The sequence below is a fragment of the Klebsiella sp. AqSCr genome (assembly GCF_008452795.1).
Classification (GTDB): Bacteria; Pseudomonadota; Gammaproteobacteria; order Enterobacterales; family Enterobacteriaceae; genus Klebsiella; species Klebsiella pneumoniae.
In genome coordinates this window covers 3483085-3502008 of the sequence record NZ_MJDM01000005.1, presented here as the reverse complement: position 1 = coordinate 3502008, position 18924 = coordinate 3483085, and the positions used below count along the sequence as shown (strand labels likewise).

At 57.6% G+C, this 18924-nt stretch carries 19 protein-coding genes, 1 tRNA gene and 1 pseudogene; 13 read left to right on the top strand and 8 right to left on the bottom strand.

Features of this window, described 5'->3' with window-relative positions; translation table 11 throughout:
* Positions 1-33: 33 nt before the first annotated feature.
* From BHE81_RS21030 to BHE81_RS21010, 5 genes are all read left to right on the top strand, one after another.
* Positions 34-1119: a tartrate dehydrogenase gene (locus tag BHE81_RS21030; protein WP_012068535.1), complete on the top strand. Its 1086-nt coding sequence runs from the start codon at positions 34-36 to the stop codon at positions 1117-1119.
* A gap of 454 nt (positions 1120-1573) precedes the next feature.
* Positions 1574-3181, top strand: coding sequence for a BCCT family transporter (locus BHE81_RS21025; protein WP_004183615.1), 1608 nt, complete (start codon positions 1574-1576; stop codon positions 3179-3181).
* 36 nt (positions 3182-3217) lie between these two features.
* The gene (yeaW, locus tag BHE81_RS21020) at positions 3218-4342 is read left to right on the top strand and encodes a carnitine monooxygenase, oxygenase subunit YeaW (protein WP_002898571.1); all 1125 of its coding nucleotides are present in this window, start codon (positions 3218-3220) and stop codon (positions 4340-4342) included.
* Between the two features lie 18 nt (positions 4343-4360).
* Positions 4361-5809 carry an NAD-dependent succinate-semialdehyde dehydrogenase gene (locus tag BHE81_RS21015; RefSeq protein WP_021462870.1) on the top strand — a complete coding sequence of 483 codons (1449 nt, stop codon included), beginning with the start codon at positions 4361-4363 and terminating at the stop codon, positions 5807-5809.
* A gap of 57 nt (positions 5810-5866) precedes the next feature.
* On the top strand, positions 5867-6832 hold the full coding sequence (locus BHE81_RS21010) for a PDR/VanB family oxidoreductase (RefSeq protein WP_023302082.1): 966 nt from the start codon (positions 5867-5869) through the stop codon (positions 6830-6832).
* A gap of 169 nt (positions 6833-7001) precedes the next feature.
* Here the strand turns inward: BHE81_RS21010 and BHE81_RS21005 are convergent, their stop codons facing one another.
* Positions 7002-7190, bottom strand: a complete 189-nt coding sequence (locus tag BHE81_RS21005) for a hypothetical protein (protein ID WP_004176624.1) — start codon at positions 7188-7190, stop codon at positions 7002-7004.
* Between the two features lie 64 nt (positions 7191-7254).
* Here BHE81_RS21005 and BHE81_RS28840 point away from each other — a divergent pair.
* Both BHE81_RS28840 and BHE81_RS21000 read left to right on the top strand, forming a co-directional pair.
* A pseudogene (locus BHE81_RS28840) lies at positions 7255-7473 on the top strand (hypothetical protein); the annotation flags it as partial.
* Between the two features lie 117 nt (positions 7474-7590).
* The gene (locus BHE81_RS21000; protein WP_072145355.1) at positions 7591-8400 is read left to right on the top strand and encodes a cyclic diguanylate phosphodiesterase; all 810 of its coding nucleotides are present in this window, start codon (positions 7591-7593) and stop codon (positions 8398-8400) included.
* 149 nt (positions 8401-8549) lie between these two features.
* Here BHE81_RS21000 and BHE81_RS20995 read toward each other — a convergent pair.
* Both BHE81_RS20995 and BHE81_RS20990 read right to left on the bottom strand, forming a co-directional pair.
* Positions 8550-8637 (bottom strand) — tRNA-Ser (locus BHE81_RS20995).
* Between the two features lie 119 nt (positions 8638-8756).
* Positions 8757-10409, bottom strand: a complete 1653-nt coding sequence (locus BHE81_RS20990) for an ABC transporter substrate-binding protein (protein ID WP_023286208.1) — start codon at positions 10407-10409, stop codon at positions 8757-8759.
* 269 nt (positions 10410-10678) lie between these two features.
* On the opposite strand from BHE81_RS20990, the gene yccA reads away from it, so the two are divergent.
* Positions 10679-11338: an FtsH protease modulator YccA gene (gene yccA, locus BHE81_RS20985; protein ID WP_002898458.1), complete on the top strand. Its 660-nt coding sequence runs from the start codon at positions 10679-10681 to the stop codon at positions 11336-11338.
* An 88-nt stretch (positions 11339-11426) separates the two neighbouring features.
* Entirely contained in the window at positions 11427-11756 is a 330-nt protein-coding gene (tusE, locus tag BHE81_RS20980) for a sulfurtransferase TusE (protein ID WP_002898457.1), read from the top strand.
* Here tusE and yccX read toward each other — a convergent pair.
* From yccX to BHE81_RS20965, 3 genes are read right to left on the bottom strand one after another with little or no spacing between them, the layout of a single operon-like run.
* On the bottom strand, positions 11753-12034 hold the full coding sequence (gene yccX, locus BHE81_RS20975; protein WP_004150835.1) for an acylphosphatase: 282 nt from the start codon (positions 12032-12034) through the stop codon (positions 11753-11755). The two genes, tusE and yccX, sit on opposite strands and share 4 nt — an antisense overlap.
* A 48-nt stretch (positions 12035-12082) precedes the next feature.
* Complete coding sequence (locus tag BHE81_RS20970; RefSeq protein WP_020802184.1) at positions 12083-12871, bottom strand: AraC family transcriptional regulator; 789 nt, start codon at positions 12869-12871, stop codon at positions 12083-12085.
* A gap of 17 nt (positions 12872-12888) precedes the next feature.
* Positions 12889-13443, bottom strand: coding sequence for a YbhB/YbcL family Raf kinase inhibitor-like protein (locus BHE81_RS20965; RefSeq protein WP_023302114.1), 555 nt, complete (start codon positions 13441-13443; stop codon positions 12889-12891).
* A 190-nt stretch (positions 13444-13633) separates the two neighbouring features.
* Between BHE81_RS20965 and rlmI the strand changes: the two genes are divergently transcribed.
* On the top strand, positions 13634-14836 hold the full coding sequence (gene rlmI, locus BHE81_RS20960) for a 23S rRNA (cytosine(1962)-C(5))-methyltransferase RlmI (protein ID WP_004141630.1): 1203 nt from the start codon (positions 13634-13636) through the stop codon (positions 14834-14836).
* Positions 14837-14895: 59 nt separating this feature from the next.
* Positions 14896-15213 (top strand): heat shock protein HspQ, encoded by a 318-nt coding sequence (hspQ, locus tag BHE81_RS20955; RefSeq protein ID WP_002898441.1) that lies wholly within the window; start codon positions 14896-14898, stop codon positions 15211-15213.
* 30 nt (positions 15214-15243) lie between these two features.
* On the opposite strand, the gene BHE81_RS20950 is transcribed toward hspQ, so the two are convergent.
* Positions 15244-15657: a CoA-binding protein gene (locus BHE81_RS20950; protein ID WP_004144085.1), complete on the bottom strand. Its 414-nt coding sequence runs from the start codon at positions 15655-15657 to the stop codon at positions 15244-15246.
* A gap of 154 nt (positions 15658-15811) precedes the next feature.
* On the opposite strand from BHE81_RS20950, the gene mgsA reads away from it, so the two are divergent.
* Positions 15812-16270: a methylglyoxal synthase gene (gene mgsA / locus BHE81_RS20945; RefSeq protein ID WP_004224034.1), complete on the top strand. Its 459-nt coding sequence runs from the start codon at positions 15812-15814 to the stop codon at positions 16268-16270.
* A gap of 11 nt (positions 16271-16281) precedes the next feature.
* Here mgsA and helD read toward each other — a convergent pair whose 3' ends face one another.
* Positions 16282-18336, bottom strand: a complete 2055-nt coding sequence (gene helD / locus BHE81_RS20940; RefSeq protein ID WP_023342915.1) for a DNA helicase IV — start codon at positions 18334-18336, stop codon at positions 16282-16284.
* Positions 18337-18460: 124 nt separating this feature from the next.
* Here helD and BHE81_RS20935 point away from each other — a divergent pair, with 124 nt between their 5' ends.
* Positions 18461-18907 (top strand): YccF domain-containing protein, encoded by a 447-nt coding sequence (locus BHE81_RS20935; protein WP_021312905.1) that lies wholly within the window; start codon positions 18461-18463, stop codon positions 18905-18907.
* Positions 18908-18924 lie beyond the last annotated feature (17 nt).

Sequence of the window (18924 nt, the reverse complement as noted above, 5' to 3'; positions counted from 1 at the left end):
GTCAAACATCATCGTTAAAAAGTGAGAACCGGAATGAAAAAAACCTGTCGTATTGCCGCCATCCCGGGTGACGGAATTGGCAAAGAAGTTCTGCCTGAAGGGATTCGCGTGCTGCAAGCCGCCGCACAGCGTTGGGATCTGTCGCTGAGCTTCGAGCAGATGGAGTGGGCAAGCTGCGAATATTACGCCCATTATGGCAAGATGATGCCGGACGACTGGCGCGAGCAGCTGCAGGGCTTCGATGCTATCTACTTCGGCGCCGTCGGCTGGCCGGATACCGTTCCCGACCACATTTCGCTGTGGGGGTCGCTGCTGAAGTTCCGCCGCGAGTTCGATCAATACGTCAACCTGCGCCCGGTGCGCCTGTTCCCCGGCGTCCCCTGCCCGCTGGCGGGTAAAAAGGCCGGCGATATTGATTTTTACGTGGTGCGCGAAAATACCGAAGGCGAATATTCCGCCCTTGGCGGCCGCGCCAATGAAGGCACCGAGCATGAAGTGGTGATTCAGGAGTCGGTCTTTACCCGCCGCGGCGTGGACCGGATCCTGCGCTACGCCTTCGAACTGGCGAAAAGCCGCCCACGCAAAACGCTGACCTCCGCAACCAAATCCAACGGTCTGGCGATCAGCATGCCCTACTGGGATGAGCGGGTGGAAGAGATGGCCAAAAACTATCCCGAAATTCGCTGGGACAAGCAGCATATCGATATCCTGTGCGCCCGCTTCGTGCTGCAGCCGGAGCGTTTTGACGTGGTGGTCGGCTCCAACCTGTTCGGCGATATTCTCTCCGATCTCGGCCCGGCCTGTACCGGCACTATCGGCATTGCGCCGTCGGCCAATCTCAATCCGGAGCGCAATTTCCCGTCGCTGTTCGAACCGGTTCACGGGTCGGCGCCGGATATTTACGGTAAAAATATCGCCAACCCGATCGCCACCGTTTGGGCCGGGGCGATGATGCTCGATTTCCTCGGCAACGGCGATGAGCGCTACCACGCCGCTCACGATGGCATTCTGGCGGCGATTGAGCAGACGATCGCCTGCGGACCGAAAACTCCGGACATGAAAGGCAGTGCCTCAACGCAGCAGGTTAGCGAGGCTATCTGCAAGGCCATTTTGGCGTAATTACTCCGCCACTCCCCGGTGGCGCTGCGCTTACCGAGGCTACAATGGCACGATAATGTAGTGAGTAGGCCGGGTAAGGCACAGCCGCCACCCGGCAAAAAAACGGCACAGCAAGTAGCCCGGGTAAGGCGCAGCCGCTACCCGGGAAAACCCGCGCGCCTGGTCCGCCAACTCCCCTCTCTTTTCGCTATGCAGAATCCCCCACGATTGACAAGTGAACCGCATCACAGCGGTGAACTTTATTAATTCCTGAAAGGACAGAACCTGCGCCAATTCACCTTTTATTATTTCCGTTTCGTGTTTTATTGCTTCACGAAACGGCCAATTGTTTAATTCATGTAACGAAGAAATAATCCGATTGTTAATAGCATCTTGCTACGAACCCTGACCCTACAGCGTGATAACAACGACAGGCTAAAGCCACCGACGGGCAATCATGCCCAGGAGATCACTCATGTTGAGCAACGTAAAGAAAAAAGATGTGCCGCTGATTGCCATCAGCCTGGCGGCCATTGTTTTCATCGCCGCTACATTAAGTCTCTTCCCCCAGCAAACCGCGCAGGCGGCTGATTCGATTTTTAACGGCGTGACCCGCCTGCTGGGTTCCACGGTACAGGTACTGGTGCTGCTGGCGCTGGGACTGGTGTTGTATCTGGCCACCAGCAAATACGGCAATATCCGGCTCGGCGAAGGTAAAGTCGAATACAGTACCCTCTCATGGCTGTTTATGTTTATCTGCGCCGGTCTCGGCTCCTCCACGCTGTACTGGGGCGTTGCCGAATGGGCTTATTACTACCAGACCCCGGGCCTTAACATTGCCCCGCAATCGCCGAAAGCGCTGGAATACAGCATCCCTTACTCTTTCTTCCACTGGGGCGTAAGCGCCTGGGCAACCTATACCCTCGCCTCGCTGATCATGGCCTATCACTTCCACGTGCGGAAAAATAAAGGCCTCAGCCTCTCCGGGATCGTTTCAGCGATCACCGGCGTTAATCCGCAAGGTTTCTGGGGCCGTCTGGTCGATCTGATGTTCCTGATCGCTACCGTCGGCGCGTTAACCATTTCGCTGGTAGTCACCGCCGCCACCTTCACCCGCGGCCTGTCAGCGCTGACCGGACTGCCGGATAACTTCACCGTGCAGGCATTTGTGATCCTGCTCTCCGGCGGTATTTTCTGCATGAGTTCGTGGATTGGCATCAACAACGGCCTGCAGCGCCTGAGCAAAATGGTCGGCTGGGGGGCGTTTCTGCTGCCGTTGGTGGTATTACTGGTTGGCCCGACCGAATTCATCACCAATAACGTCATTAACGCCGTCGGCCTGACGACCCAAAACTTCCTGCAGATGAGCCTGTTTACCGACCCGCTCGGCGACGGCGCCTTTACCCGCAACTGGACCGTCTTCTACTGGCTGTGGTGGATCTCCTATACCCCAGGCGTGGCGATGTTCGTCACCCGCGTCTCCCGCGGGCGCAAAATCAAAGAGGTGATCTGGGGACTGCTCCTCGGTAGCACCGCCGGCTGCTGGTTTTTCTTCGGGGTGATGGAAAGCTATGCCATGCATCAGTTCGTCAACGGCGTGATTAACGTACCACAGGTGATGCAGACTCTCGGCGGCGAAACCGCCGTCCAGCAGGTCCTGATGTCGCTGCCGGCAGGTAAGCTGTTCCTCGCCGCCTATCTGTTCGTGATGATTGTTTTCCTCGCCTCGCACATGGATGCGGTGGCCTACACCATGGCGGCGACCAGTACCCGCAACCTGCGCGAAGGCGAGGATCCGGATCGCGGCATGCGCCTGTTCTGGTGCGTGGTGATCACCCTCATCCCGCTGTCGATTCTGTTTACCGGCGCTTCGCTTGAGACCATGAAAACCACCGTGGTGCTGACCGCCCTACCGTTCCTGGCCATTTTACTGATTAAAACCGGCGGCTTCGTGCGCTGGTTAAAACAGGACTACGCCCACGTTCCGGTCCATCAGATAGAAACCCATACCCCCGAGCCCATTATTAAAGCCGAGACGCTGCCGGTTGGCGCGGTACTCAAAGGCGACGGCCAGTCGCTGTAACACCTCTTACTGACAATAATCACAAGGAGACCCTACATGAGCAATTTGAGCCCTGACTTCACCCTGCCGATTAACTTTTGCGCTAATCCGCAGGATGCCTGGACCATTCCGGCCCGTTTTTATACCGACAGCCAGGCGTTTGAGCACGAGAAAGAGCGCATCTTCGCCAATAGCTGGATTTGCGTCGCCCACGGCAGCGAGGTCGCCCGGCCGAACGATTACATTACCCGGGAGATCATCGGCGAAAATATCGTTATCGTCCGCGGCCGCGACAACATTCTGCGCGCCTTCTATAACGTCTGCCCACACCGCGGCCACCAGCTACTGAGCGGCGAAGGCAAAGCCAAAAACGTGATTACCTGCCCCTATCACGCCTGGGCCTTCAAGCTGGACGGCAATCTCGCCCACGCCCGCAACTGCGAAAACGTGGCGAATTTCGATAGCGAAAAGGCAACGCTGGTGCCGGTTCGCCTGGAAGAGTATGCCGGTTTTGTGTTTATCAATATGAATCCGGAAGCGGAGAGTGTGGAAACGCAGCTACCGGGGCTGCAGGACAAAGTGCTGGAAGCCTGTCCGGACGTGCATGATCTGAAACTGGCGGCGCGCTTTACCACCCTCACCCCGGCGAACTGGAAAAATATCGTCGATAACTATCTGGAATGTTACCACTGCGGTCCGGCGCACCCGGGCTTCTCGGATTCCGTCCAGGTTGACCGCTACTGGCACACCATGCACGGCAAATGGACGCTGCAGTATGGCTTCGCCAAACCGTCCGAGCAGTCGTTTAAATTCGAAGAGGGTACCGACGCCGCGTTTCACGGTTTCTGGCTGTGGCCGTGCACCATGTTCAACGTCACGCCGATCAAGGGCATGATGACCGTTATCTATGAGTTCCCGGTGGATGAAGAGACCACTCTGCAGAATTACGACATCTATTTCACCAACGAAGAGCTGACTGACGATCAGAAAGCGCTGATTGAGTGGTATCGCGACGTGTTCCGCCCGGAAGATTTACGCCTGGTGGAAAGCGTGCAGAAGGGGCTGAAGTCCCGCGGCTATCGCGGCCAGGGGCGCATTATGGCGGATAACAGCGGCAGCGGTATCTCCGAGCACGGGATCGCGCATTTCCACAATCTGGTCGCCCAGGTGTTCCAGCCGTAATCGTTGAAGGAGCTTGCTATGTCTGTGTTTCACTCAGATCTGTTTCGCCAGCAGGCGCTGATTGCCGGAAGCTGGCGCGACGCCGCCGACGGTACGACGCTTGCCGTCAGCAATCCTTCCACCGGCGCGACGCTCGGCCAGATCCCCAATATGGGGCGTGCGGAAGCGCAACAGGCAGTGGATGCCGCCGCGGCCGCGCTGCCGAACTGGCGCGCATTAACCGCCGCTCAGCGCGCCGCGCTATTGAAAAACTGGCACCGCCTGATCCTCGAAAACAAAACCGCGCTGGCGCAGATAATGACCGCCGAGCAGGGCAAGCCGCTGGCGGAAGCGGAAGGCGAAATCGCCTATGCCGCCTCGTTTATCGAGTGGTTTGCCGAACAAGGGAAACGCGCCAACGGCGAGATAATCCCCTCCCCCGGCGCCGATAAACGCCTGATGGTGATCCGCCAGGGGGTAGGCGTCTGCGCGGCGATCACCCCGTGGAACTTCCCGGCGGCGATGATCACCCGGAAGGCCGGCCCGGCGCTGGCCGCGGGTTGTACGATGGTGATTAAGCCGGCTAACGAAACGCCGTTTACCGCGCTGGCGATGGCGGAGCTGGCGAATCAGGCCGGGATCCCGCAGGGCGTCATTAACGTCGTTACCGGCCAGTCGCGAGAGATTGGCGCGGTGTTCACCGGCGATGAGCGGGTGCGTAAGCTCTCCTTTACCGGTTCGACCGAAGTTGGCCGCGTGCTGATGCGCCAGTGCGCGGAATCCATCAAAAAGCTCTCTTTAGAGCTCGGCGGTAACGCGCCGTTTATCGTCTTTGACGACGCCGATATCGATAAAGCGGTCGAGGGCGCGCTGATCGCCAAGTTCCGCAACGCCGGGCAAACCTGCGTCTGCGTCAACCGCTTCTATATTCATCGCGCCGTCTACGACCAATTCTGCGATAAGTTCGTCGCCCGTGTCGCCGCCCTGAAAGTGGGCGATGGCAGCGAGTCCGATGTACAGATTGGCCCGCTGATCAACGCCGACGCCGGGCGCAAAGTGCAGTCCCTGCTCGACGACGCCCTGAGCCGCGGCGCCACGCTGTTAACCGGCGGTAAAGCGCATCCGCTGGGCGGTAATTTCTTCACCCCTACGGTGATCGGCGACGTACAGCCGGGGTCACTGCTGCTGCAGGAAGAGATTTTCGGCCCGGTGGCGGCGCTGGTGAAATTTGACGATGAGCAGCAGGTCATCGAGCAGGCGAATAACACCATCTACGGCCTCGCCTCCTATTTTTACAGCAACGATGCCGCCCGTATCTGGCGCGTCTCCGAGCAGCTGGAATACGGCATGGTCGGCATCAATACCGGACTGATTTCCAACGAAGTCGCACCGTTTGGCGGGGTAAAGCAGTCCGGTCTTGGCCGCGAAGGGTCGGAACACGGAATCGAAGATTACCTGGAGATGAAGTATCTCTGCCAGGGGTTGTAAATGTGCTCTCCCGGCGATGGCGCTAGCCACGCCGGGATTTTTTGATGGAGTTCAGCGATGTCTGATTATCAAATGTTTGAGGCGGTCGTTCGCGATGTTGAACAGATCACCCCTCTTGTGAAGCGTTTTACGCTGGTGTCGCCGACCGGCGCCCCGCTGCCGGCATTCAGCGGCGGCAGCCATATTATCGTCCAGATGCAGGATGGCGAGCAGCGCTACAGTAACGCCTATTCGCTAATGAGCTCGCCGCTGGATACCACCAGCTGGCAGATTGCGGTGCGTCTTGAGTCGCCTTCCAAAGGCGGCTCGCGTTTTATGCACCAGCGGGTGCGCCCGGGCGATACCCTGACGGTGTCCACGCCCAACAATCTGTTCGCCATCGAACCACAGGCGCGAAAACATCTGCTGATCGCCGGCGGCATCGGCATTACGCCATTCTTATCGCATATTCCGGAACTGGAACAGCGGCAGGCCGACTGGCAGCTGCATTACTGTTTTCACGACGCCGACAATAATGCTTTCGTCGATGCGCTCAGCGCTGCGCCATGGCGCGATCGGGTCAATGTTCATGTATCAGCGCTCGGCAGCCGTCTCGACCTACCGCGCCTGTTCGCCGACCTCGAGCCAGGAACCCACGTGTATACCTGCGGCCCAGCGGCGCTTAACGAGGCAGTGAAAGCCGCCGCCGAACGCCATCAGGTGCCCGCCAGCCAGCTGCACTTTGAGCAGTTTATCCTTGAGGATAAAAGCGGAGAGGCATTTACCCTGGTGCTGGCGCGTTCCGGACGCGAATTTACCGTGCCGCAGGAGATGACCATTCTGCAGGTGATCGAGAATAACAAAGCGGCGAAAGTGGAATGTCTGTGCCGCGAAGGGGTGTGCGGCACCTGCGAAACGATGATTCTGGAGGGGGAAGCCGACCACCGCGATCAGTATTACAGCGATGAAGAGAAAGCCAGCCAGCAGAGTATGCTGATCTGCTGCTCACGCGCTAAAGGCGGCCGGTTAGTGCTGGATTTGTAAAGCGCACGCCGGCAAAACGGCGGTGAGATGGACTGACCCCGCGGAATTGTTCCAACGTACTACCACTCCATGGCGACGAGGTCAGTGGCGCGGATACTATCGGCTTCATCCTCCGCCTGATTAGCTTTCTGTGCGGCACCGGAGATAGCCGGCGCCGCCTGCTCAGGGATTAGCCGCTAAATACCCGCGCCTTGCCGCTGACCGTCAGTCGCACCATCGCGCCGGGCTGCCACGCCGGCTGGCTGACGGTGCGATCGCCAAGAAACAACGCCGTCTCTTCATCCACCGGCTGCGAGTGATTGCCTTTTCCCTGGCGCTGATGGTATTTCTTGCGGGCGTGTTCGTCATTAACTGGCAACCGGGTCCTGACACTTAGCCCTGAGTCTTTGCCTGATGACCCTCTGTTACTGCTCCCGGCCAGAATGATGGTCAATAAGCGGCCGGTGCTGATCTATCAGACGCGCTTAGCGCCGATCAGGGTGATTGTCACGATCAGCGACATCCATCTGCGCGATGCGCTATATAGCGATACCGATGACAACGGGCTGGCACTCTGGGTGCAGAACCAAATGATTGCCAGATATGGCGATGTTAAGCCGCTGGCTGCGGACCCACACCAGGGGGTATTTACCTCGCCCGCCTATTCGTTTCGTATTGCCTATCCCGAGTCGCTTTTGTTTAGTCTCGCCCGCCTGGTGAATAATGGCTCCGGCCTGCTGATCTTTATTTTCTCGGTTTCGCTGCTGTTTTATTTCCTGATGCGTAAATATCTTAATGTTTACACCTCTGAAGAGGAAAAGTTGCGCTACGCCATCACCCAGGGTTATATCGTTCCCTACTATCAGCCGCTGGTGAACGGGAAAACCGGGGAGATATACGGCGTGGAAATTCTCGCCCGCTGGCAAAATAGCACGACGCCAGCGCGCTCGCCCGCGGAATTTATTCCGCTGGCCGAACGTACCGGCTTAATTATTCCCCTAACCCGCAGCCTGATGGCGCAGGTCAACGCGCAGATGAGACCACTCTTTAGTAAACTACCGGATGGGTTTCATATTGGCCTGAATATCAGCGTGTCACATATTAACGCGCCGACGTTTATCGATGACTGCCTGCACTATCAGCGCGGCTTTGAGGGTAAAGCGGTGAAGCTGATGCTGGAGATCACGGAGCAGGAGCCGCTGTTGCTCAACGGGGCGGTTGTGGACAAGCTCAATACGTTACACTCCCGCGGGTTTTCCGTCGCGCTGGACGACTTTGGCACCGGCTATTCCGGGCTTTCCTGTCTCCACGAGCTGGTTTTCGACTATATCAAAATCGATCAGAGCTTTGTCGCCCGCGTGACCGGTGAGGCGCCGTCAAGCAAACTGCTGGACTGCGTGATAGAGATGGCCCGGACGTTGTCACTGCGCATTATTGCCGAGGGCGTCGAAACCCAGGCCCAACTGGAATATCTTAATCGCCAGAATATTCATCTGCTGCAGGGCTATTATTTCTGGAAGCCGATGCCCTACGTCGCGCTGGTGATGCTCCTGCTGAGCAAACCGAAGGCGCGGATTGTCGAAGAATAAGCGGGCGTTGTGAAAATTCCTGCCATGCGACGGGCTATGTATCCGTCAGCGCTGTGGGAATGAAAACGTCGTCGGTCGCTGTCCGGGTCATGCACGACCGACCGGACAAAGCAAGAAGGGGTTACCTTTCGGTAACCCCTTCTTTTATATGGCGGAAGCGCAGAGATTCGAACTCTGGAACCCTTTCGGGTCGCCGGTTTTCAAGACCGGTGCCTTCAACCGCTCGGCCACACTTCCGGTGTGAGGCGCACTATAAACACCTCGGCGGATGCTGTAAAGCATCATTTTGATCAACTGCCTTAAAAACAAACAATTTTGTGTTATTCGTCTGAATTTCAGGCGGTTTGCACAGAAAATCAACGCCCATCGCCGCTGGCGGATGGGTGTTTTTTAATGTACATGTCTTTGGTGTAGTAATACCCCAGCTTATCCGGCGTGAAGCCCCCTACCCAAGGTTTCACCAGATGGGTACGTACATAGTGATAGACCGGAATGGCGGGAACATCCTGCGCCAGCAGATCTTCCGCCTGCTGATAGTATTTGCCCCGGGTCGCCACGTCGGAGGCTTGCGCCGCGTTGCGCAGCGCCGCGTCGTAAGCCGGGTTGCTGTACTGACTGGTGTTCTCGCTATCCCCGGTACGGAAAGTATTGAGGAAGGTGGCGGCATCGTCGTAGTCGGCAATCCACGCGTAGCGGACGGCGTCGAAGTTATGCGTATGCATGGTATCCAGCATCGTCTTCCACTCCTGGTTCTGTAGCTTCGCCTCGACGCCGAGGTTTTTCTTCCACATAGAGCTGGCGGCAATGGCGATACGCTGGTGCGACTCAGAGGTGTTATAGAGCAGGGTAAAGACCAGCGGATGGCTTTCATCATACCCCGCCTGCGCCAGCAGTTTTTTCGCCTCGGCAATCCGTTTCTCACGCGGCCAGCTGGCGTAGTCCGGGTTATGCAGCGTCACGCCGCCGATATCCGGCTGACCGATCAGCCAGGCCGGGCGCTGGCCCTGGCCAAGCACTTTTCCGGCAATGATATCTTTATCAAGCGCCATATTCAGCGCGCGACGCACACGGGCGTCGTTAAACGGCGGCCGGGTAGTATTGAATTCGTAGTAATAGGTCGCCAGCTGCGGCGAAACGTCCAGCTGGTCGCCCATGGTTTTCTGCAACTGCGCAAACTGATTGATCGGCACCGTATAGACAATATCAATCTCCCCTGCTTTGTAGCGGTTGACATCGGCGGCCTCCGAAGAGATTGGCAGGTAAGTCACTTTATTAATAACGGTATGCGCATTATCCCAGTACTTTGCATTACGTTCAGCCACCAGCCGCTCATTCACCACCCATTGGGACAGCTTATACGGGCCGCTGGTGACGATATGCTCTGGTCGGGTCCATTTATCGGCATACCGCTCCACCAGCACTTTGTCGATCGGTACCAGCGAAGGGTGCGCCAGCATCGCCAGGAAGGCGGCATTCGGCTGGGTCAGAGTGACCTGCAGCGTGGTGTCGTTCAGCGCTTTCACCCCCAACGTCTCGGGTCCCTTTTGCCCGAGGGCAATCTCGCGGGCGTTGGCGATATGCATATTGCCAGGGTAGCTCGCGTAGGGGGAGGCTGTTGCCGGCGAGACCAGTCGTTGCCAGCTCCAGACGATATCCTGCGCTGTAATGGCCGTGCCGTCGGACCAGGTCAGACCGGGGCGTAAATGAAAGGTCCATAACAGGTTGTCTTTGTTTTCCCAGCGTTCCGCCAGTCGCGGCTGGATCGCTCCCGCTGGCGACACGTTAACCAGCCCTTCAAAGAGATCGCTAATGATATTGAATTCAACATCGCTCTCGACTTTATGCGGATCGAGTGACGCCGGTTCACTGCCGTTATTTCTGACCAGCTCCTGCTTTTCCGCCAGCTGGGTGCCCGGCGGCACCTGCGCCGCCAGCGCCCCGCCGCTCATAGCCAGCATACTGACAGCCAGGAGTGTTCGGGTGATGTGATTTTTTTTGTGTAATGTCATTTCCCTTTGCCTTTGACGTACGGGGTAATCCCCCTCTTCCACACTTAGTCGCAGAACTGCAATAAGGCAATATTTTTCAGTGACCTATAAGATTTCGATCGGCTCAGCGACGCGAAAAGCGAAAATATATCGCTTTTCCCTATCTATATAGAATTTTATGCCAGGCAAAAGCGGTAAAAACTAAGTAAAGATGGGTAAAAGCATTAGGGCTTCACGCTTGTTTTTCTTATTCTTTATCCCTAATTACATCTGTCATAAGAGAGTGACTCATGGATCGCATAATTACATCATCGCGTGACCGTTCCTCGCTGCTCAGCACGCACAAGGTTCTGCGTAACACCTACTTCCTGCTCAGCCTGACGCTGGCGTTTTCCGCTATCACCGCCACCGCCAGCACAGTGCTGATGCTCCCTTCGCCGGGTCTCATTTTGACCCTCGTGGGGATGTACGGTCTGATGTTCCTGACCTACAAAACGGCGAATAAACCCACCGGGATTATTTCCGCCTTCGCCTTCACCGGGTTCCTCGGCTATATCCTTGGGCCGATGCTGAACGCGTATCTTTCTGCCGGCATGGGCGATTTAATCGGCCTGGCGCTGGGCGGCACGGCGCTGGTCTTCTTCTGCTGCTCGGCCTATGTGCTGACGACGCGTAAAGACATGTCATTCCTTGGCGGGATGCTGATGGCCGGCGTGGTGGTCGTCCTGATTGGTATGGTCGCTAACCTGTTCCTGCAGCTGCCGGCGCTGCACCTGGCGATTAGCGCGGTGTTCATCCTGATCTCTTCGGGCGCCATCCTGTTCGAGACCAGCAACATTATCCGCGGAGGTGAAACCAACTATATCCGCGCGACGGTCAGTCTGTATGTCTCGCTGTACAACATCTTTGTCAGCCTGCTGAGCATCCTGGGCTTCGCCAGCCGGGACTAACCGCTCCCCTGCTTAACAGAGGCCTCGCTTATGCGGGGCCTTTTTTTTTGCTACACTGCGGCCAGTTTCAGGCGGTATGTGAAAAATCATGTTTATTTTTGAAGGCAACGAAATTGAAACGGATAGCGAAGGCTATCTGAAAGATACCACCCAGTGGAGCGAGGCGATGGCGGAAGTCATTGCCGCGCAGGAAGGGATAACGCTCGCCGTTGAACACTGGGAAGTAGTGCGCTTTGTGCGCGAGTTTTACCTTGAATTTAACACCTCTCCGGCGATCCGTATGCTGGTCAAGGCGATGGCCAACAAGTTTGGCGAAGAGAAAGGCAACAGCCGCTATCTCTATCGCCTGTTCCCGAAAGGACCCGCCAAACAGGCGACCAAAATCGCCGGCTTGCCGAAGCCGGTGAAGTGCATCTAATAGAGGATCGCGAATTTGTCCCAGCTGCGGGTGGGTTGATGGGGCTCGGTTAACACTCGGTCAACCCGCGCGCTGCGCGGCCCCCCGGCTTTCAGCCAGGCGATGAGTTTTTCCACCTGCTCCGCCTCGCCGCAGGCAAGCACTTCCACCCCGCCGTCATCCAGATTACGGGCATAACCGGTCACCCCCAGCTGCAGCGCTTCCCGCTGCGTGGAATAGCGAAATCCCACGCCCTGAACCGAACCGTAAACCCATGCCATTGTGCAGATACTGGCCATAATCATCTCCTTTTCGCTCACGCTATACGCTGAGGATAGCAAATTCGCTCAGCGTACATGCTTCGGCAGTAAACCATAATGCTGACGGAAGCGCGCGGTAAAGCGCGATCCCGACTGATATCCGCTGTTCTGCGCAATTTCGCCTATTGGCCGCGAGGTGGTCTGCAGCTGCCCCAGGGCGTGGGCCATCCGCACCTCCTCGACGATCTGGCGAAAACTCTGCGATTCCTGCTGCAGCCGACGGCGCAGCGTGGACTCGCCGAGAAAGAGCATTTTCGCCACCCGCGACACGCTCCATGCCTGCGCCGGCGACAGCATAATCAGCTGCCGCACCTGCGCCGACAGATCCTGCTGCCGCTCGACGAGCAGCGGGCCCGCATAGCCAGCCTCATACAGGGCCAGCAGCAGCCCCATGGTCTGGTGCTGCTGCAGCGCGACGGACAATCCCTCCCGCACCGCCTGCAGAACGCTTTGCCACATAAACGCCAGCTCTGTCGTCACCGGTGCGCAGAGCGAGGTCAGGCGTCCTGGCGGTGATTCGCTGAGATAACGAGTCTTAAACCTCGTCAGCAGCTCGGGCGTCAGCGATAGCAGATCGGAGCAAAAGAGGCCATTCTCCGGCTGGTTAATCACCTCCAGTTCCACATCAGCTGGCAAAACAATCAGCTGTTGCGGAGTCGCCAGCACCCGGCTCTCCCCTTGCACAATCACTTTGCTGCCGCGTTTCACCCGACAGAGCGCCGGGGAGAACAGCCGCACGCGATGCAGTCTGCATAGCCGTCGGGTGGTGATCTCCGCCGCGGTTAAGGCGTTATGCTGAAAGCGGATACTCTCCATCAGACCAACCTTTTATTTTAACGCCCGGCCATCGCCGTCAACTGTGCGCTGGCGAGAGCATGGCTGTGTAACAGATAGCCGACCAGCGCCCCGCTGGCCCCGGCATCCACCGGCAGCGTGGGGACATCCAGCGCCCATACCGTAAAGCGATAGCGGTGCGGTTTATCTCCCGCCGGCGGACAGGCGCCGCCGAAGCCGGCATAGCCAAAATCGTTGCGGCCCTGGATCGCTCCGCCCGGCAGTGTAGCGCTGTTTTTATCTCCCGCGCCAGCGGGCAGCGAAAAGACGCTGCTGGCGATATTGACCACCGTCCAGTGCCACCAGCCGCTGCCGGTAGGCGCATCGGGATCCCGGACGGTGACCGCGAAGCTGCGCGTACCCGCCGGGGCGTTTTTCCATGCCAGCTGCGGAGAGACATTGCCTCCGGTACAGCCGAAACCGGCAAACCAGTGCTGCTGGGCCAGCGGCTGCCCGTCACGCATATCATTGCTGCTTACGCTAAACGGCGCGGCCATCGCGCCGCTGCTCACAGCCGCTAACATCGCCACAGCCATGCGGATACCTGTTTTCATCGTCTGCTCCTCGTTGGGGTGAGAAAACAGGGTATGAGAGTCCGCACCAGCTGAATGTGCCGAAGCGCCTGCATTTTGTGCCGAAACGCTCACCTGTGCCAGCCGGGCGAAAGATGCTTGCGTGCGCCAGGTGTGCTAATCTACGCGCCATTTTTCGGTGCCGACATTCCCGTTGCTTAAAGGTAGCCCCATGACAGATTCCCTATTCCCCCGCTTAGTGTTAGCCAAAGGACGCGAGAAATCCCTGCTGCGTCGCCATCCGTGGATATTCTCCGGCGGCGTCGCCCGCATGGAAGGTAAAGCCCGCAGCGGTGAAACCATCGATATCGTTGACCATCAGGGAAAATGGCTGGCCCGCGGCGCTTACTCGCCGTCGTCGCAGATCCGCGCCCGCGTGTGGACCTTCGACCGCAATGAAGCCATCGATAGCGCCTTCTTTGAACGCCGTCTGCAGCAGGCGCAAACCTGGCGTGCCTGGCTGGCCGAGCGCGATGGCCTCGACAGCTACCGCCTGATCGCCGGCGAGTCCGATGGCCTGCCGGGCGTCACTATCGACCGCTTTGGCAACTTTTTCGTGCTGCAGCTGCTCAGCGCAGGCGCCGAATACCAGCGCGCCGCCATCATCAGCGCCCTGCAGAACCTGTTCCCGGACTGCGCCATTTACGATCGCAGCGATGTCGCCGTGCGTAAAAAAGAGGGACTGGAGCTGGCCCAGGGGCCGGTGGTGGGCGAACTGCCCCCGGCGCTGCTGCCGATCACCGAGCACGGCATGAAGCTGTTAGTCGATATCCAGGGCGGGCACAAGACCGGCTACTACCTCGACCAGCGCGACAGCCGCCTGGCCACCCGCCGCTATGTCGCGGATAAACGGGTGCTGAACTGCTTCTCCTACACCGGCGGCTTTGCGGTGTCGGCGCTGATGGGCGGCTGCCGCCAGGTCACCAGCGTGGATACCTCTCAGGAGGCGCTCGACGTTGCCCGCCAGAACGTGGAGATCAACGGACTGGATCTGTCCAAAGCGGAGTTTGTGCGCGACGACGTGTTCAAACTGCTGCGTAAATACCGCGATCAGGGAGAGAAATTCGACGTGATCGTGATGGATCCGCCGAAGTTCGTGGAAAATAAAAGCCAGCTGATGGGCGCCTGCCGCGGCTATAAAGATATCAATATGCTGGCGATCCAGCTGCTGAACCCCGGCGGCGTGCTGCTGACATTCTCCTGCTCCGGGCTGATGACCACCGATTTATTTCAGAAAATCATCGCCGATGCCGCAATTGATGCCGGGCGTGATGTACAATTTATAGAACAGTTCCGTCAGGCTGCCGACCACCCGGTGATCGCAACCTACCCGGAAGGGCTGTATCTGAAGGGGTTTGCCTGTCGCGTCATGTAACTTGAAAAACGAAACATGAGCCTCATATAGGGAGTATTCATGTTTCCCAGGAGGTGCCTATGATAGCCAGCAAATTCGGTATCGGCCAACAGGTCCGCCATACGCTCTTGGGCTACCTGGGCGTCATCGTCGATGTCGATCCCGAGTATTCGCTCGCGGAGCCGGAAGAGGATGAAATTGCCGCCAATGACGAACTGCGCGCGGCGCCCTGGTACCATGTGGTGATGGAAGATGATGATGGCCAGCCGATTCACACCTATCTGGCAGAAGCGCAACTGAGCAGCGAAACCCGCGACGAACACCCGGAACAGCCGTCCCTTGACGAACTGGCCAAAACGATTCGTCAGCAGCTGCAGGCTCCGCGCCTTCGCAACTAAAATAAAACCCCGCTAACGCGGGGTTTTATTTTATTTCGCCAACCCTAGTCGCGGTAGTTCAATGGCCGGGCAGCGATCCATCACTACGCTCAATCCGGCTTCCCTGGCCAGCACCGCAGCCTGCTCATTGATCACCCCCAGCTGCAGCCATAGCGTTTTCGCGCCGATGGCTATCGCCTCCTGCGCTACGCCCCACGCCGCTTCTGAATTACGGAAGACATCAACCATGTCGACCTTTTCCGGAACGTCGGCGAGCGTCGCATACCCCTGTTGTCCCAGCAGCGTCTTGCCCGCCACCTTCGGCGAAACCGGGATAACGTGATACCCCTGATCCAGCAGATACTTCATGACCCGGTAGCTCGGACGGTCAGGCTTGTCGCTGGCTCCGACCAGCGCAATCGTCCGTGTCGAGGTCAGGATGCCAGCAATATCATTCTCTTTCATGGTTTCCTCCTGCTATTTCACCTAAGTGTATGCTAATCCGCAGCAGGGGGCCATCCAGCCTAACCCACAGATTCAGCAAAATTTTCATCCCCGATGCTTGCAGCGACAGCCACATTCAGTAATCTGTTTGCAGGTCAAAATGTGGAATGAAAATATGGAACTGACAACACGTACCCTGCCTGCGCAAAAACATATCGCGCTGGTGGCTCACGATCACTGCAAAGATATGCTGATGAAATGGGTTGCTCGCCATCAGGCGCTGCTGGCGCAACATATTTTGTATGCTACCGGCACTACCGGTAATCTCGTCTCCCGGGCTACCGGCCTGGAGGTTAATGCCATGCTGAGCGGTCCGATGGGCGGCGACCAGCAGGTGGGTGCCCTCATTTCAGAAGGCAAAATCGACGTGCTGATCTTCTTCTGGGATCCGCTGAACGCCGTTCCCCACGACCCGGATGTCAAAGCGTTGCTGCGCCTGGCCACCGTCTGGAACATTCCGGTCGCCACTAACGTCTCCACCGCTGACTTTATTATCCAGTCGCCGCACTTCGGTCAACCGCTCGATATTCTGATCCCGGATTATCCACGCTATCTTGCCGATCGCCTGAAATAATCGAGCCGCGATTACGGCTTCCTGGCCACGGGCACACCCAGCGCCTGCAGGATCTCGACAAACGGCGAAGGTTGCGCCTTGTTAAATAACAGCCATACCCGGTGACGAGCGCGGGTGAGCGCCACGTACAACAGTCTACGCTCCTCCGCATCCGGAAAATCTTCCGGCTGCGGCAGGAGCGCCTGCTCCATAATCGACTCGCGCGCCGGGGCCGGAAACGCATCCTCCCCATCCTGTAGTCCCAACACAATGACAAAGTCAGCCTGCTGACCTTTGCTGGCATGAATGGTCATAAAATCAAGCTGCAGGTGCGGCCAGCGCGTCGCCGCTTTGTTGAGCGCCTCAGGCTTCAGATGGTGATAACGGGCAAGCAGCAGGATGCGCTGCTCGGGCTTAACGTAACCACTCAGCTTATCCAGAAGATCGTCCAGCTTGTCGTCGGCTAACAGCGTGACGGCCTTTTTATCACCTGCCATAAGGCTGTTCAGCGGTTTGCTTAACTGATGCGGATTTTGCTGGATAAAGCCATTGGCTATTTCGCCGATACGCCCGTTAAAGCGATAGGTGGTATCCAGCGCACAGCAATCCCCTTCGCCAAAGTAGTGGTTGAATGCGGTGGTCAGAGAAAGCTGCGCCCCGCTGAACCGATAGATCGCCTGCCAGTCATCCCCGACGGCAAAGAGCGTGGTTTGGCTATTCTGCCGGCGTAACGCGGCCAACAGCGAGGCTCGCTGCGGCGAAATATCTTGAAATTCATCCACCAGAATGTGTTTCCATGGGCTGACGAAGCGGCCTTTATCGAGAATATTGACCGCCTGATGGATCAGGCCGGAAAAATCGACCGCATTCTCGGCCTTGAGCGCCGCTTTCCAGTCTTTCATCAGAGGCGACATCAGCTTCACCCGTTTACTGAACAGGTCGCGTACCGCTTCCGGCGCCCCGGCAATCATCTCCGCCTGGGAGCCGCCGTGCATGCGCATCAGGCTCACCCAGCGGTCAAGCCGGCTGGCCATCCGCCGCTGCACCTTTTTGTCCTGCCAGAAGTCCCCCTCCGGCAGTTGCCAGCCCATCTCTTCTTCCAGCCACAGGCGCCAACCTTTCGCCTGCGCTTTTTTCTCCTGGCACTGCTTTTGCCAGCTTTTCAGCAGCAATGCGTGGCGGGCCGCAGTATCGCTTTCCAGCTTACTGATAGTGGGCACTTTTTTGCTGCCCTGCTGAATAATATGCAACGCCAGCGAATGGAAAGTACGCGCGGTAATATCATCTGATGCCAGACGCTCGCGGATCCGCTCATCCATTTCCTGCGCCGCCTGGCGGCCGAATGCCAGCAGCAAAATTTGATCTGCCGCGGCTTCTCCCCGCGCCAGCAGCCAGCCCGCTCGCGCCACCAGCACCGAGGTTTTACCGCTGCCCGCTCCCGCCAGCACCAGCAGGGAGCGCTCGCCGTTCACTACCGCACGCGCTTGTGACGCATTGAGCGGGGACGACTCAACGCTATCAAAAAATTCGCGATATTGCTCCAGCATCGCCTCGGTAAAGGCCTGGTTATGGGCCAGACGCGTCGCTTCAATATCGCCTAACCAGCGCTGACACTCCCGCCACAGCTCCCGGCAGTTATCAAAGGCATCAAGCCGACTGGTGGGCATCGGCAAACCAGTCAACGCATGGCGTATATTATCCTGAACATCCGCCACCTGCTGACGGGTTAGCCACTTGCCTTCTGCGCGAGTGTGCTCGATCGTCGCCAGCTGCTGCTTCAGCACGCCGGCGGCGATATTGCTCATCTCCGTGCTCCACTGCTGCCAGAGTGTGTGTAAATGATGATAAAAGCGCTGCGTTTCACTCCACTCGGTACCGTGCAAACGCACGACTTTCCCGTCCGGTAGCACAAACTCCAGTTCGCCCCAGACCAGACCGCGCTTACAATGCACTGACAATAACTGATTGAAAGGGATAAGATACTCATGACGATCGCCGGAAACTTTTACCCCGGCGTTCAGTAGCTGCACCCGATCATAAGGGTGCTGAGCCATGCGTTTGCCCAATGTTGTCGCTTTAAGTTCCATATAATGTCGATTTTCAATCAGGGTGGATTGTTTTTCAGTTTAACCGCCCCGGACCAGGTGCTCCAGCGCAAAAAAACGTTACAATCATCAGGTCTTATTATCCACCGGGCAAAACCGAGGCTTTATGCGTACCATTCTGAATATTTTGAACTTTATCCTTGGCGGTTTCGCCACCACTCTAGGCTGGCTACTCGCCACCCTGGTCAGCATCATTCTGATTGTCACGCTGCCGCTGACTCGTTCCTGCTGGGAAATCACTCGCCTTTCGTTATTTCCCTACGGTAACGAGGCGATTCATGTTGACGAGCTCGAGCCGGGGCGCAAAAACGGTCTACTGTACGCCGGCGGTACCGTTCTGAACATTCTGTGGTTCATTTTTTTCGGCTGGTGGCTCTGCCTGATGCACATTTTCAGCGGTATAGCTCAGTGCCTGACTATCATAGGCATCCCGGTGGGGATCGCGAATTTCAAAATCGCCGCCATCGCCCTCTGGCCGGTGGGTCGCCGGGTCGTTTCTGTGGAAACCGCGCGTGCTGCGCGTGAAGCCAATGCGCGTCGTCGCTTTCAGTAACCGAACGGAACACGGAC